This is a genomic window from uncultured Tenacibaculum sp., assembly GCF_947502995.1.
GTDB lineage: Bacteria > Bacteroidota > Bacteroidia > Flavobacteriales > Flavobacteriaceae > Polaribacter.
In genome coordinates, this window is record NZ_CANNBW010000016.1 from 78,291 (window position 1) to 91,933 (window position 13,643).

Annotated in this window: 18 protein-coding genes; 13 read left to right on the forward strand and 5 right to left on the reverse strand. The window is 28.2% G+C overall.

The window, feature by feature from the left end:
- The first annotated feature begins 62 nt into the window (after positions 1 to 62).
- The gene (gene recQ, locus Q1A46_RS14230) at positions 63 to 2,168 is read left to right on the forward strand and encodes a DNA helicase RecQ (protein ID WP_299680015.1); all 2,106 of its coding nucleotides are present in this window, start codon (positions 63 to 65) and stop codon (positions 2,166 to 2,168) included.
- 50 nt (positions 2,169 to 2,218) lie between these two features.
- Here the strand turns inward: recQ and Q1A46_RS14235 are convergent, their stop codons facing one another.
- From Q1A46_RS14235 to Q1A46_RS14250, 4 genes are all read right to left on the reverse strand, one after another.
- Positions 2,219 to 2,836 carry a hypothetical protein gene (locus Q1A46_RS14235; protein ID WP_299680018.1) on the reverse strand — a complete coding sequence of 206 codons (618 nt, stop codon included), beginning with the start codon at positions 2,834 to 2,836 and terminating at the stop codon, positions 2,219 to 2,221.
- A complete protein-coding gene (locus Q1A46_RS14240; RefSeq protein WP_299680021.1) occupies positions 2,820 to 3,302 on the reverse strand; it encodes an RNA polymerase sigma factor in 483 nt (160 codons plus the stop codon). The genes Q1A46_RS14235 and Q1A46_RS14240 overlap by 17 nt, the downstream gene beginning before the upstream one ends.
- 72 nt (positions 3,303 to 3,374) lie before the next feature.
- A complete protein-coding gene (locus Q1A46_RS14245) occupies positions 3,375 to 3,836 on the reverse strand; it encodes a hypothetical protein (protein WP_299680024.1) in 462 nt (153 codons plus the stop codon).
- 120 nt (positions 3,837 to 3,956) lie between these two features.
- Positions 3,957 to 4,838, reverse strand: a complete 882-nt coding sequence (locus tag Q1A46_RS14250) for a hypothetical protein (protein ID WP_299680027.1) — start codon at positions 4,836 to 4,838, stop codon at positions 3,957 to 3,959.
- Positions 4,839 to 5,023: 185 nt separating this feature from the next.
- Between Q1A46_RS14250 and Q1A46_RS14255 the strand changes: the two genes are divergently transcribed.
- The 10 genes from Q1A46_RS14255 (at position 5,024) to Q1A46_RS14300 (ending at position 12,483) form a co-directional block, all read left to right on the forward strand.
- Positions 5,024 to 6,403 carry a hypothetical protein gene (locus Q1A46_RS14255; protein WP_299680030.1) on the forward strand — a complete coding sequence of 460 codons (1,380 nt, stop codon included), beginning with the start codon at positions 5,024 to 5,026 and terminating at the stop codon, positions 6,401 to 6,403.
- A gap of 75 nt (positions 6,404 to 6,478) precedes the next feature.
- The gene (locus Q1A46_RS14260) at positions 6,479 to 6,985 is read left to right on the forward strand and encodes a GbsR/MarR family transcriptional regulator (RefSeq protein WP_299680033.1); all 507 of its coding nucleotides are present in this window, start codon (positions 6,479 to 6,481) and stop codon (positions 6,983 to 6,985) included.
- Positions 6,986 to 7,023: 38 nt separating this feature from the next.
- Positions 7,024 to 7,365, forward strand: coding sequence for a hypothetical protein (locus tag Q1A46_RS14265; RefSeq protein ID WP_299680035.1), 342 nt, complete (start codon positions 7,024 to 7,026; stop codon positions 7,363 to 7,365).
- A gap of 21 nt (positions 7,366 to 7,386) precedes the next feature.
- Entirely contained in the window at positions 7,387 to 8,208 is an 822-nt protein-coding gene (locus Q1A46_RS14270; RefSeq protein ID WP_299680038.1) for a hypothetical protein, read from the forward strand.
- Positions 8,209 to 8,212: 4 nt separating this feature from the next.
- Entirely contained in the window at positions 8,213 to 8,557 is a 345-nt protein-coding gene (locus Q1A46_RS14275; protein ID WP_299680040.1) for a hypothetical protein, read from the forward strand.
- A gap of 2 nt (positions 8,558 to 8,559) precedes the next feature.
- Positions 8,560 to 8,931, forward strand: coding sequence for a hypothetical protein (locus tag Q1A46_RS14280; RefSeq protein WP_299680043.1), 372 nt, complete (start codon positions 8,560 to 8,562; stop codon positions 8,929 to 8,931).
- Between the two features lie 8 nt (positions 8,932 to 8,939).
- Positions 8,940 to 9,833 (forward strand): TIGR01777 family oxidoreductase, encoded by an 894-nt coding sequence (locus Q1A46_RS14285; RefSeq protein WP_299680046.1) that lies wholly within the window; start codon positions 8,940 to 8,942, stop codon positions 9,831 to 9,833.
- A 49-nt stretch (positions 9,834 to 9,882) separates the two neighbouring features.
- Positions 9,883 to 10,353 carry an SRPBCC family protein gene (locus Q1A46_RS14290; RefSeq protein ID WP_299680049.1) on the forward strand — a complete coding sequence of 157 codons (471 nt, stop codon included), beginning with the start codon at positions 9,883 to 9,885 and terminating at the stop codon, positions 10,351 to 10,353.
- Between the two features lie 64 nt (positions 10,354 to 10,417).
- On the forward strand, positions 10,418 to 11,137 hold the full coding sequence (locus Q1A46_RS14295; protein ID WP_299680052.1) for a YqjF family protein: 720 nt from the start codon (positions 10,418 to 10,420) through the stop codon (positions 11,135 to 11,137).
- Positions 11,138 to 11,169: 32 nt separating this feature from the next.
- Entirely contained in the window at positions 11,170 to 12,483 is a 1,314-nt protein-coding gene (locus tag Q1A46_RS14300) for a serine hydrolase domain-containing protein (RefSeq protein WP_299680055.1), read from the forward strand.
- A 53-nt stretch (positions 12,484 to 12,536) separates the two neighbouring features.
- Here Q1A46_RS14300 and Q1A46_RS14305 read toward each other — a convergent pair whose 3' ends face one another.
- Entirely contained in the window at positions 12,537 to 12,686 is a 150-nt protein-coding gene (locus Q1A46_RS14305) for a hypothetical protein (RefSeq protein WP_299680058.1), read from the reverse strand.
- Positions 12,687 to 12,948: 262 nt separating this feature from the next.
- Here Q1A46_RS14305 and Q1A46_RS14310 point away from each other — a divergent pair, with 262 nt between their 5' ends.
- Entirely contained in the window at positions 12,949 to 13,080 is a 132-nt protein-coding gene (locus tag Q1A46_RS14310; RefSeq protein ID WP_299680061.1) for a hypothetical protein, read from the forward strand.
- A 120-nt stretch (positions 13,081 to 13,200) separates the two neighbouring features.
- On the forward strand, positions 13,201 to 13,452 hold the full coding sequence (locus Q1A46_RS14315; protein WP_299680064.1) for a hypothetical protein: 252 nt from the start codon (positions 13,201 to 13,203) through the stop codon (positions 13,450 to 13,452).
- Positions 13,453 to 13,643: the final 191 nt, after the last annotated feature.

Genomic DNA, 13,643 nt, shown 5'->3' on the forward strand with positions numbered 1-13,643 from the left:
TGAAATTTTAAAAGCAACTTTATTACAATTGAGTTGTTAAAAACTTCGCTTATTTTTGCCGAATGGAATACCAAGAAGAAGCATTGTTAGAGAAGTTAAAAACTAATTTTGGATATGATAGTTTTCGGCTAGATCAACAAAAAATAATTACAAATGTGTTAGAGAAAAAAGATACACTTGTAATTATGCCAACCGGTGGAGGTAAATCTATTTGTTATCAATTACCAGCTTTATTTTTTGAAGGAGTTACTTTAGTTATTTCACCATTAATTGCTTTAATGAAAGATCAAGTTGATAGTTTAAGAGCAAACGGTATTCCAGCAATGTATTATAATAGTAGTCAATCTAAAGAAGATCAAGATGCTGTTTTTAATGCAGTTGCAGAACGAAAAATTAAATTGTTATATGTAGCTCCAGAAAGTTTACCATTACTTCAAAATATTTTAAATCAGACTTATATAAGTTGTATTGCTATAGATGAAGCACACTGTATTTCGTCTTGGGGGCACGATTTCAGGCCATCATATAAGCAACTTGCTTTTCTAAAAAAATCGTTACCAGAAGTTCCAATAGTTGCATTAACAGCAACAGCAGATAAGGCAACACAAGAAGATATTGTAGAACAATTGGTGATTACTCACGCTACACGTTTTATCAGTTCATTCAATAGAGCTAACATTAGTTTAGAAGTTCGTCCAGGAAATGAAAGAATTAAGCAGATTGTAAATTTTATAAAAAGAACTCCAGATGAAGCTGGAATTATTTATTGTTTAAGTAGAAAAGCAACCGAGCAATTAGCTAAAAAATTGCAAGAACAAAATATAGATGCTAGAGCATATCATGCCGGATTATCTTTTGAAGAACGAGCAAAAACTCAAGAAGCTTTTGTAAAAGATGATGTTCAAATTATTTGTGCAACTATTGCTTTCGGAATGGGAATAGATAAATCGAATGTACGTTGGGTAATTCATTATAATATGCCTAAAAATATTGAAGGATATTACCAGGAAATCGGACGTTCAGGAAGAGATGGTTTACCCGCTAAGGCTTTATTATTTCATAGTTATGCAGATGTAATACAATTGCGTCAATTCATAGAAAATACGACAAACAAAGAAGTTCAAGAAGCAAAACTAGATCGAATGAAACAATTTGCAGAAGCTACAGTTTGTAGAAGAAAGATTTTGTTGAGTTATTTTGGAGAGCTAATTGAAGATAACTGTGGGAATTGCGATGTATGTAAAAATCCACCTCAGTTCTTTGATGGAACTGTTATTGCTCAAAAGGCCTTATCAGCGATTTTCAGGTTGAAAGGAAAAGAAGCGATGGGAACAGTAATTGATGTTCTTAGAGGAGCACAAAATGCTACAGTATTAGATAAAAATTACAACACACTAAAAACCTACGGAGTAGGAAAAGATATTTCTTGGAGAGATTGGCAGCATTATTTAGTGCAATTGGTCAATCAAGGTTATTGTCAAATAGCATTTCATTTAAATAATGCTTTACAGTTAACAGATTTTTCTAAAAAAGTATTATTTGATGGAGAAAAGATTCAGTTAACAGCACCTGTAGAAATTAAAAAAGAAGAGAAAAGGACAGCAGCTAAGACAACTAAAACTGTTAAAAAAGACAGTTTATTTGAGCGTTTAAGAGCTTTACGTTACAAAATTGCAACGGAAGAAAATATTGCTGCTTATTTAGTTTTTAATGATGCTACATTGCGAGAAATAGAAAAAGAACGTCCGTTAACAGATAATGAGTTTTTATCAATTAGTGGGGTAGGACAGCGTAAACTTGAAGTATATGGAGGTGAGTTTATGGAAGAGATTAAAAATTTTCTTCAAGAAAAGAAAAGAGGTAAAAAGAATACAGCTTTAGAAACTTATAAATTATACAGTAAAGGTTTAACTATTGAAGAAATTGCAGAAGCTAGAGCTTTAAAAACACCAACAATATTTTCTCATTTATCCAAGTTATATCTAGAAGGAAAAGATATCAATTTAGATCAGTTTACTTCACCAGAAACAATAAAAGAAGTTGCAAATGCGAAAAAAGTATTGAAAAATGAAACTGCATTAAAGCCGTATTTTGAATTTCTTGGAGAGAAAGTTCCGTATGAACAAATTCGAGTAGCTTTAACTATTTTACAGAAGAAATCAATTTGATACTAAATAAAATCGTCATCTTCATAAACTGAGATGACGATTATAGTTTATTAACTTTTTAATCCTTCGATTTCGTTAATTAGATCATCTAATTTAGAGAATAAAGTGCCATATAATAACTTGGTTGAAAGTTTAAAAGCTAACATCGCTATTATTGAAAAAATAAGTGCTACCGATCCGCCAATTCCTATAATTTCTAAAAATGTAGTTCCTTCCTTAATAAATCGAGACAAGAAACTTTTTTCTTTTACAAAGAACGCCAAAACGAAAATTGATAAAACAACAAACGGAATCACAAAAATGAACATTCGTTTTGTAGCTAAAGAAACTGATTTTACAACTTTTCTGTAGTTTTTCAAATACGTTAAATTATCTGATTTTACATCTAAGTTAGAGAATCTACTTAATAGTTTCGTATTGTAATAATATAAGCACAGAATCAAAATAGTTCCATACAAACCAATAATGGTTTCCGATAATAATATTCCTCCAATTGCTACAATTCCAGCGATTGGTAATAAACCTCTATTATCAAATTCATAGGTTCTTTTAATTTTATTAACTATCGATTTTGATTTCTGATTGTATAAATTATTAATCCTAGGAGCGATTAAAGATTGTTCATCTACAAAAGCTTCATTCCATATCTTTTCAATTGATTTTTCCATCAAGTAATACTTTTAATTGTTTTTTAATTCTATTAATTCGAACAGCAATATTGTTAGCGCTAGTTCCAATAATTGCAGCAATTTCTTTGTAAGGATTTTCTTCAAGATGCAATAAAATAATAGCTCTATCTACTTCAGAAAGCCTTTTAATAGCATCGTATAATAAATTCAAGTGTTCATTCTCAAAAGCTTTATTTCCTTCAGATGGCTCTAAAAAATGATCACTATTTAAATGTTTTTTCTTATTCTTTTTTGTTAAGGTTAAACAAACATTTAAAGTAATTCTGTATACCCAAGTAGACCATTTTGATTTCTCTTGAAATGCATTTCTACTTTTCCAAATTTGTAAACAAGCCTCTTGATAAAAATCTTCAAAATCTTCTTCAGAGTCTGTATAAGCTCTACAGATTTTAATTATGATTCCAGAATGAGGTAAAATTGACGTTATATAAAAATCGTTACTCAAAAAATATATTCTTTACCTGATTAGTAATTTCAGGTTTAAAAATATTACACAGGATGAGAAAAAAATAAAAATTTACTGTGGATCTCTATAAAATGTTGAAGTATGAAATTTTGATTCGTCTCTGTAATCACTTTTTATTTCAGCTTCAATAACCATCATTTTATCAGTAAGTTCAACTATTCTTTCTTGATAATAATATGTTTCTATAGATGAAATGTAAGTGTTGTTATCTGTTCCTTGAATAACAATTTCAGAGTTAGTTATAAAATCATAATATATTTCATTTTTACTTATTTTATAAGTAGCTGTAGATTCAAAAGTGTTCTGGGTGTTAGTTGAGCAATTTTCATTATTGGAACGTCGAGATGTAAATTTTCCAGCTTCAGAATAAATTACGAAGTTTTGATCTTCACAACCTTTTCTAGTATACCATTTACCATATAATTTTTCCATATCTATTGTAGGTAGATTGTCGTCTTCATTTGAACAAGAAATAAAAAGTAAAACAAATAAAATGTAGATATATTTAGACATAGTTTTTTTCTGCAAATTTATTGTTTTCTGTAGAAGAGGAAATAGTTTTTTGTTTTTTTTGAAGAAAAAAAAATCGCCTAAATTTATTTTAGACGATTCTTAATCTATGTTTTAATACTTTTAATTATTAGGATCATATCTCCTAGAAGCAGCTGTTCTTCCAGGTTGCCATGTTCTTGTAAAAGATTCCATTCTACTCATAACTTCAGGGCCTAAATCTCCAGCATATTTGTCTAAAGCTCCATCACCTAAATACAAGCCAATGTAGGCCAAAACATCGTCTGTAGCTAAACCAGATTCAACTGGTAAATTTAATAACTGACGAGGATCAGCTCCTTTTGCAGCAGTTGCTTCGTTTCTATCTAACCAAGCATCTCCATTAGTGTTTAATAAATCACCAAATTCATTTCCGATTTGAGTACCAAAGAGTGCTCTAAAATATATCTTAGCATCAGCTAATAAAATTTTAGGATTAATTGAAGGTGGTACACCTTGGTATCCACAATGATTTTCCACAAAATCATCATCAATATCAATTCCTAAATTACGCTCAATGTCTAAAATAGCTTCTTTAGTATTACAAGGATTACTAACAACACCTCTAATACTTACAAATAAACCATCGCTGTTAATACAGCCATCGTTTCCATTTCCAACAGGAGAAACACATGTAGTGTTTGAAGCATCATAATTGAAACTTCCACAAGGTACAACAGTACCATTATCACTTCCTCCATTGTTACCATCACCATTATCTCCAGAATTGTCAGATCCGTTGTCACTGCATCCACCAGATTGGGCTTGCGCAGCACTTTCCCAGCATCTTCCACAAGCAGAATAAGGATGAGAAGACGGACAATTAGATCTTTGATTCAAGTCAATAACCTTAGCAGTAGAGTTGCTAGATGATGTAGGCTCAATAATTTCTGAATCTTCAGTATTACAAGAAATTGCAATACAAAGAAGAAACAAACAACTTAATGTAATGTTTAGTTTTTTCATTTTGTAAGGGGTTAATTTGAAGTTTCAGTTGTAAAATTAAAACAAGTGTATTGTGAATTTCATAAAAAGTAATTTTCAAGATTATTTTCTACTTAAAAGTTTAAGTAAAAAAATGATAAAAATTTAAAAACATCTGATTTTTATATGTGCATGATCTATTTTAGAATGCAAAATTTAATCATCTTATGAAAAATTGTATTGCTTTCATATTTATGTTTTACTTACTAGTATCTTGTTCTTTAAAGAAAGAAGAAAAATATGTTAGTACTGGTGGAGAGCTAAAAGGAAAATTATTGTGTCCGAAAGAAATAAATGATGTAATTATCAGATTTGATACTATTAAAGAAAATATTGCAGAACCTAAAATGACAATTTTAGGAGTAAAAAAATTTATTGAAAGAAATAATATTAAAACCATAGAAGAATTACTAAAAAGCTTGCCAAGACATTTAAGAACAAATTTTTCTTTAGTTGAACATACAAAAGGGGAAGGGCAATCAAACTTAAAATTTCCAAGAATTGTTCTGTTTGGATCAGACGGAACTTTTTTGATGAATATTAGTACTAAGCCAGATGATCCAAAATATGACTTATTAGACTGTGCTGAATTAATAGAATCTACTGGAAAGTGGGAGTTTTCACAATTTGATTTTCAAAAAGAGACTCCAATTTTACATAGAAACCCGAATTCATGTATCAGATGTCACGGAGATCAACCACGGCCTGTTTGGGGAACAAATATGAATTGGCCAGGAGTTTTTGGAGATAATGAAGCAGCGGGATTAAATGGAGAAGCTCTTTCGTATCGACATGCACTTAGAATGGAAGAAATTAAATCTGGAAATTCTTATAATAAACGATTTGATTATCTGATTTGGTCTGATCAAAAATTAACTTCAGGAGGAATTAGACGTATTGCTGATAATGCATTTGGCGCAGAATTATTAGTTTCTAATATGGCAATTGGAACAGCAACAGCAAGAGGTGTTTTTACGAGAATGAAAAATGAAAATCAGTATAAAGAATTAAGAGAAATCATTTTGTTATTAGGCTACGAACATATGATTAAAGGTTTGTTAAGTGATAGTAACAAAAAGCAAATTCAAGAAATCTTATTACAATACAACATTACAAGTTTAAGTTTAGATACTGTTTTTTCGAGATTAAATATAAATACAGAAGAATCATTCTCTTTAGAGACTTTAGCTAAAGAAGAAGAACCAAAAACAAATTGGAGTTTAGGAGCTGGTGATTTATATGATCAAGTATTATTACAAGTTTTATATGATTTATATCAAGAAGATACAAATGTTGAAATGGTATTAAAATCTATTCTTGCAGATGAAAATAGTATTTTCGGTTGTGATAATTTAGCTACAACAATGAAAGACGTTGTTGATTTTAAAATGCTTCATATGCATCAGTTGTTAGGAAAAAAACGATATGAAGTTAATAAAGTCTATTATCCTCAAGATGTAGAAAATATAAAAGAAAAAGTATTCATTCCTATTTACGATAAGTTAGTTTCTTATTTAAAAAAGAAGTTGAAATTGAATGAGATTTGATGGATAAGTTAACAATGAATATATTTTATTTTCAATAATTTTTGAAAGTTTAGAAAAAACATATATATTTGTCCCATGAAGTTAGAAGACGCAAAAATAAAGTACATACAAACTTGGGGTAGTTTAGCAACAAGTTGGGGCATAAATAAAACAATGGCTCAAGTACATGCGTTGTTATTAGCTACGAATAAAGCTTTATCTGCAGATGAAATTATGGAAGCTTTAAAAATTTCTCGTGGTAATGTAAACATGAATGTTCGTGCGTTAATCGATTGGGGAATTGTAAGAAAAGAATTTGTAGCAGGAGAGCGTAAAGAGTTTTTTGTAGCTGATAAAGATATTTGGGAGCTATTTAAACAAGTGACTAAAGAGCGCAAGAAAAGAGAAATTGAACCTGTATTAAAAGTGTTAGAAGAGTTACAAAATAATGTAAGTGAAGATTCTGAAGATGCTGAGGTTTTTCGTAAGCTGATGAAAGACATTTTATCAGTAACAGGTATGTTTAATGGGTTATTAGAGAAAGCAATTAAAGCAGACGAACACTGGTTATTATCTAATTTTACCAAATTAATTAAAAAGTAAAAAAATTTAAAAACAAACTTTCAATAATTTCTGAAACTATGAAATATATAAATAGAATACTGATGTTAATTTTTACGATTTTATTACTCTCAGGTATTTTTGATCGTAGCAATTTAGGTATTGCGGCTCTATTCGCTATTCCTTTAGGTTTTGTACAGTTGTTATATGCTATCTCATTAGGATTACGATGGGAAACATTAAATATAAAAGGGAAATATTTTATAGGAAGTTATTTACTTACTGTTTTAGTTTATTTCATTTTTTTGGTGAAAAACCCAAATTTCAATGGTCTTCTTTTATCATCATTTTTTATTGGGCTGCCATTAATTCTAGCTTATAGTTTAACTGCTTTTATAGAGTTAAAAAAATTTGACTATTAACTTTCAATAATTTTTGAAAATATGAAAACTTTAAATCAACATACATTATTATACGATACTGATTGTCCGTTATGTAACTTTTATACCAGCGCTTTTGTTAAAGCTAAAATGTTAGATACTGAGGGAAGAAAGTCTTTCGGGAAAATAACAGCGAAAGAGAGAAAGTTTATAGATGTAAAAAGAGCTGTAAACGAAATTGCTCTAGTTGATAGAGAAAATAAACAAGTTACTTATGGTATCGATAGTTTATTAAAAGTAATAGGAAATTCATTTCCAATTGTAGAAAAATTAGGAAATTTCAAACCTATTAAATATGGATTATCAAAGTTATATTCTTTAATTTCTTACAATAGAAAAGTAATTATTCCTTCAAAAAAGAAAGCATCTGAAGAATTAAAATGCATTCCAGATTTTAATGTGAAATACAGATTGTTATTTATTGTCTTAGGAACTTTGATAACGTCAATAACATTATTTCAATTTTCGCATATAATTCAGGCTTTACCAAAAGCAAGTTTTACAAGAGAAACTTGGCTAGCATTAGGTTTAATAGTTACTCAAACTGTATTTATTATCAATAAAGATTTTAAAACCATTTTGAATTATATCGGAAACCTCATTACTGTTTCATTAATCGGTTGTATTGGTTTGTTTCAATTAATCGTATTAAATAGTATAGCTAGTTTTCCACAATGGTTGATCTTATTTGCTTTTTCTGGAGTTGTTGGTTTCATGTTTTTTGAACATAAAAGAAGAATCAAATTATTAGAGTTACCAAGTTACTTAAGTTGGACTTGGATTGGATATAGAGCAATCATTTTATTTTTCATCTTAAACGGATAATATTATGGATATCCTAACATACATAGTTTACATTCTCATCTCTGGAATTACCATAGTTTATGTTGGAAATGAATGTTATCAAAACGGAAAAACATACATCGCTAATTTTTTTCCAAACGATCTAAATTTCGCAAACGGAATCAATAAAGTTTTACGAACAGCCTATTATGTATTGAATTTAGGAATTGTTGTTTTCACGCTAAATAGTTTAAATAACATCGTAAATATTCAAGAATTGATAGAAGAAATTACTGGCAGATTGAGTTTTATTTTATTACTCATTGCCTTTCTACACGGAATAAATCTAATCACAATATATATATATCACAAACATTTTAAAAACAAGTAATTATGAACACAACACTAGTATTAATAGCTTATGCAATTTATTTACCAATAAGTACAGGATTAACCACTTTTGTATCGCAACATTTATTTAAGAATAGTAAAATTTTTATGCTAGATATTTTCAACCAGCAACAAGAAATTGCTATGGCTACAAATAAACTATTTAAGATAGGCTTCTACTTAGTAAATATTGGTTTTGCTTTAAAAATCATAAAAATTTATTCGTTAACAGATTACAAAGATTTAGTAGAAACACTAAGTGCAAAAATTGGAGGTTTTTCAGTGTATTTAGGTGTTGTAATGATAGTGTTTATCATGTTCTTTTTAAAAGGAAGAAAAGCAAGTAAAAGAGAAAATTTAAAAACACAAAGTTAGGGTTAGTTATGAAAATCGTTATCGCTGGAGGAGCTGGATATTTGGGGAAGTTGCTTACCGAATACTATAGAAAAAAGAAAGAAAATCAGATTTACATTTTAACTAGAACACAACAGTTAAATGTTGAAAATGTAAATTACTTACAATGGGATGGAAAAACGAAAGGCTATTGGACTAACTTTTTAGAAAACACAGATCTATTAATCAACTTAACAGGTAAATCGGTGAATTGTAGATATACAGCTAAAAATAAAGCTGAAATTTATGCAAGCAGATTAGAAAGTACAAGTGTATTATGTGAAGTTATCCAAGAGTTAAAATTTCCACCTAAAATTTTTATTCAGTCTTCTTCAGCAACGATTTACAGGCATTCAAAAGATAAATTAATGACTGAAGCTGATGGAGAAATAGGAATCGATTTTTCTATGGATGTATGTAAGAAATGGGAACAAGTTTTTAATGCTTTTGAATTACCGAAAACTAAAAAAATAATTACAAGAACATCTATTGTTATTGGAAATAAAGGTGGAGCATTTCCGATAATGAAAATAATGACAAAATTTGGATTAGGAGGGAAGCAAGGAGATGGAAAACAATTTATCAGTTGGATTTCAGAGCAAGATTATATAAACGCTATAAATTTTTTAATAACTCAAAAATCTGGAATTTACAATCTGTGTGTTCCAAATCCTATTAAGAACGCAGCATTTCAAAAAGAATTAAGACAGAAATTAAAAGTTTCATTGGGTTTACCATCGCCAAAGTGGATGTTAAAATTAGGAGCAAAATTCATTGGAACAGAAACAGAATTATTATTAAAAAGTAGAAATGTGTATCCGAAAAAACTATTGGACTTGGGGTTCCAATTTCAAACGGATAATTTTTATGAATTTAAAATATGATGAAATAAGAAAAGGAGTAAATAAAAGTTGAACAATTAATAATAAAATTATGCCAACAATCATGTTATTCACTAAAATAAAAGCTTCGAAACAATTAGTTTTCGATTTATCAAGAAGTATTGAGTTGCATAAAATTTCAACTCATGAAACAAATGAAAAAGTAGTAGCTGGAAGAAAGTCAGGATTAATAGAATTAGGAGAAACCGTTACTTGGCGCGCAAAACATTTAGGAGTTTATCAGAATTTCACATCTAAAATTACAGGCTGTGTTCCGTCGAGCTATTTTGCTGATAAAATGGTGAAAGGAGCGTTTAAGAAGTTTAGACATGAACATTTCTTTTCGCATCAAAATAATACCACATTATTGGTAGATGTTATGGAGTATATTTCACCTTTTGGATTACTTGGTAAATTTGTAGATTATCTTTTTTTAGAAAAGTACATGACTCGTTTTTTAGTAGAAAGAAATAATACGATAAAGTCTTATGCTGAATCGGGTAAATGGAAAGAGATTATATAATCTTAACGCAGTATTAAAATTCAGTTTAAAAAGTTGAGGTAATATTATTTAATACATTTGAAATATGAGTTTTTTAAAAGCAGAATGGCGAAAGTTAGTGATGATTAATTATACAGTTAATCCAGAAATATTACAACCTTATGTGCCAAAAGGAACATCGTTAGATTTCTTTGATGGAAAATGTTACGTGAGTGTTGTTGGTTTTATGTTTTTGAATACAAAATTATTAGGTGTAAAAGTTCCATTTCATGTCAATTTTGAAGAAGTCAACCTAAGGTTTTATGTAAAAAGAGAACATGAAGAAGAAACAAAAAGAGGAGTTGTTTTTATTAAAGAAATTGTGCCTAAATCAGCAATTACTTTTGTTGCAAATACAATTTATAACGAACATTACGAGACATTACCAATGCAACATCATTGGAATATTACTGAGGAAAAGATAAATGTTGAATATAAATGGAAGAAACAAAAAAAATGGAATCGTATTGCTGTAGAAGCTTCAACTAAACAACAAGAAATAGTACTAGGTTCAGAAATTGAATTCATAGCTGAACATTATTGGGGATATTCAGAAAAGAATGCAAGAGAAACTACAGAATATGAAGTAAAACATCCAAGATGGGAGTTTTATCCAGTACATAAATCAGAAATAGAGGTTGATTTTAAAGCAAATTATGGTGAAGATTTTGAGTTTCTAAAAGACGAAAAACCAACATCGGTATTTTTATTAGAAGGATCAGAAGTTTCTGTAGAGAATAAAATTACTTTAACTGATTTTATGTAATTTTATCTCTTTAAAATGAAATTTAATTGCTAATGAAAAGTCTTTTTTTGTTTTTAGGTAACGCTATAATAATACTATTGATAATAGTCTTAAGTCATAAGATTTTTACAGACTTGAAGTTTGAGAAAGCTGAACATAGAAAAACTAAAAGAGATATCATATTATTAGCTATTTTATTTGTAGTTGGAGCTTTCTTTTTTAATAATGAGGACAGTTTTTTTAAATCAATATTTGATTATTCTTTAAAGATACTATTGTTTTTTATCGCTTTAATTGGGTTTGTAATTTTAAGAAGAAAACGACTTCCTAAGATACAAATTTCTGAAGATTTAAGTATCGAAGAGGTGGTAAAGCGATTAAATGAATGGACGAAAGAATTACAAATTAAGAATTTATTTAACGGATTATTATATATAGAAAAAGATAATGAAATTGTTTTTGATAAACACTACGGTTTTTTAAATTTTGACAGAGAAAAAAGTATTCAAAAAAGCACAAGTTTTATGTTAGGAGATTTGTCACATACTTTTGCTACAGCCTGTTTGTTAAACCTTATTGAAGATGAAAAAATAAAAAAAGAGAATTCGATAAGTGAATATATCAAAGATTTTAAATATTCAGAAGTTACCATAGAAAATCTATTGAATTTAGAGTTTAAATTACCATCTATTTCTAAATTGAAATTACGTATTGAAGGTCATGATTTAAGTCCTAAAGCTTGTGTTAAATTACTTTCTAAGCAAAGATTTGAAAAAGAAGAAATAGATTATATTCATCGTAAAAAAGAAATAGCGTATTACATACTAATAGAACTTATTGAAGAAGTTAGTAAACTTACTTTTTCAGAATTTTTATCAGATCAAATTTTAAAACCTTTAAAAATGCATCAAACTTTTGTTTATGATTATGACAAGAGAAATGATGAAATTCAAACTTTAAATGAATCGAAAATTATAAAGTTTTCAACAAAAAATGAATACATAGAGAGTGAATACGAATATGATTATAATTATTATAAATATCAGAAAGTATATTCAAATGCAAGTGATTTGTTAAAATGGAGAAAATATTGGCTTGATAGGAAAGCTATAATTAAATCAATGCTCGAAAATAAAGAAGAAAAGAAACGTTTAGAACCTATATTAGGTTGGTACACGAGTGGAGAAGAATTTATATTTCAAGATAAGTTTTGTTTAATACAATTTGATGCAAATAATACATGTATATACTTAACCAGTATTTCAGATTTCAATAGGTATAATGGAGGAAAAATTAATTCTGAAATAAATAAAGCTTATGTTTCTATAGTTAGAAAAAAACAGAAGAAGTTTACCCAATCATATTAAATTACAACATAGTTAAAGTGTATATGACATAGGATTTAATAGTAGAGTTTATCTTAAAAATTTAAAATTACAGCAAGAATAATAAACCCTACTAATGCAATAACGCCTAAAATAATAACAATATTATTAGCTTTATAATATTTCTGATCTATTGGTTTAGATCGTTTTCTTCTAATTTTTAAAAATTTATTTATTTTCTTCATGTTTCATTCTTTCTATATAAAATACGAAATTTTAACGAGAAAAAAGTTAACAGTTTTATAATTTATACCTATTCATTTATTCTAAAATTCAAATAAATAAAGCTTTTTTTTAAATGAGTCAAGAATGAAATCATATGAGTTAAAGAAGAAGGTAAAGCCTGCTTAATTTTGTAGTGTATTTGTTTAAAAGCATAAATGCAAGATGTCAAATAGTAAGCATCTAAAAAGCAATTTACTAATCACTTTAAAAACAACATACATTATGAAAAAAGTATTTTTAACAGCTATGATTTTTAGTTTCGGGATGTTATTCTCACAACAAGATATAGTTAAAACAGATTTTATTAAAACTATTGAAGAAGGAAAAATGAAAGTTTTAGAAAACGATAAATGAACTTACAGAAATGTAAAAGTAATTACGTTAAAAGAAGAGCCAGTTAGGTTCGATAAAAAAGATCGCTATAAATTAAATCAAGATCGAATAGATACTCCAATAGAAGTAACTAAAATAATTATGACAGATTTTGATAAAGATGAGTATTTCGACCATGCTTACATGGTAACTTATGAATTAGATAAAGAAACTTCATTACTCACAAAGAAAAAGGCAAATCCAGATATGATTTTAATGGATATGACTACGCTAGATAATCTAGATAATTTAACAGGAGAAGTAATGTTAAATGAAAATCGAGATTTTAAAATTACAGCAATAGACGATAACAACGAGGAGTTCGAGTTTATACTTACTACTTCAAGGGATTAAAAGCTTTTCGAATTTCCCCCGTTAACCAGAGTGTTTTTACTCTAATTATTAAGGCTCTGTACACAGTGCAGAGCTCTTTAAAAGACTATTAAAGCAAATCAAAAGATAAAAAACATCTATTTACTTTTTTTATCAAGAAGATTTAACTTTTCACAATAAAGAAGAGGGATTCAGTTTTTATATACCAATAA

Excerpts from the sequence above, each read along its gene's own strand:
- recQ (WP_299680015.1), top strand. The coding sequence starts at position 63 with ATGGAATACCAAGAAGAAGCATTGTTAGAGAAGTTAAAAACTAATTTT.
- Q1A46_RS14235 (WP_299680018.1), bottom strand. The coding sequence starts at position 2,836 with ATGGAAAAATCAATTGAAAAGATATGGAATGAAGCTTTTGTAGATGAA.
- Q1A46_RS14245 (WP_299680024.1), bottom strand. The coding sequence starts at position 3,836 with ATGTCTAAATATATCTACATTTTATTTGTTTTACTTTTTATTTCTTGT.
- Q1A46_RS14250 (WP_299680027.1), bottom strand. The coding sequence starts at position 4,838 with ATGAAAAAACTAAACATTACATTAAGTTGTTTGTTTCTTCTTTGTATT.
- Q1A46_RS14255 (WP_299680030.1), top strand. The coding sequence starts at position 5,024 with ATGAAAAATTGTATTGCTTTCATATTTATGTTTTACTTACTAGTATCT.
- Q1A46_RS14260 (WP_299680033.1), top strand. The coding sequence starts at position 6,479 with ATGAAGTTAGAAGACGCAAAAATAAAGTACATACAAACTTGGGGTAGT.
- Q1A46_RS14265 (WP_299680035.1), top strand. The coding sequence starts at position 7,024 with ATGAAATATATAAATAGAATACTGATGTTAATTTTTACGATTTTATTA.
- Q1A46_RS14270 (WP_299680038.1), top strand. The coding sequence starts at position 7,387 with ATGAAAACTTTAAATCAACATACATTATTATACGATACTGATTGTCCG.
- Q1A46_RS14275 (WP_299680040.1), top strand. The coding sequence starts at position 8,213 with ATGGATATCCTAACATACATAGTTTACATTCTCATCTCTGGAATTACC.
- Q1A46_RS14280 (WP_299680043.1), top strand. The coding sequence starts at position 8,560 with ATGAACACAACACTAGTATTAATAGCTTATGCAATTTATTTACCAATA.
- Q1A46_RS14285 (WP_299680046.1), top strand. The coding sequence starts at position 8,940 with ATGAAAATCGTTATCGCTGGAGGAGCTGGATATTTGGGGAAGTTGCTT.
- Q1A46_RS14290 (WP_299680049.1), top strand. The coding sequence starts at position 9,883 with ATGCCAACAATCATGTTATTCACTAAAATAAAAGCTTCGAAACAATTA.
- Q1A46_RS14295 (WP_299680052.1), top strand. The coding sequence starts at position 10,418 with ATGAGTTTTTTAAAAGCAGAATGGCGAAAGTTAGTGATGATTAATTAT.
- Q1A46_RS14300 (WP_299680055.1), top strand. The coding sequence starts at position 11,170 with ATGAAAAGTCTTTTTTTGTTTTTAGGTAACGCTATAATAATACTATTG.
- Q1A46_RS14305 (WP_299680058.1), bottom strand. The coding sequence starts at position 12,686 with ATGAAGAAAATAAATAAATTTTTAAAAATTAGAAGAAAACGATCTAAA.
- Q1A46_RS14310 (WP_299680061.1), top strand. The coding sequence starts at position 12,949 with ATGAAAAAAGTATTTTTAACAGCTATGATTTTTAGTTTCGGGATGTTA.
- Q1A46_RS14315 (WP_299680064.1), top strand. The coding sequence starts at position 13,201 with ATGACAGATTTTGATAAAGATGAGTATTTCGACCATGCTTACATGGTA.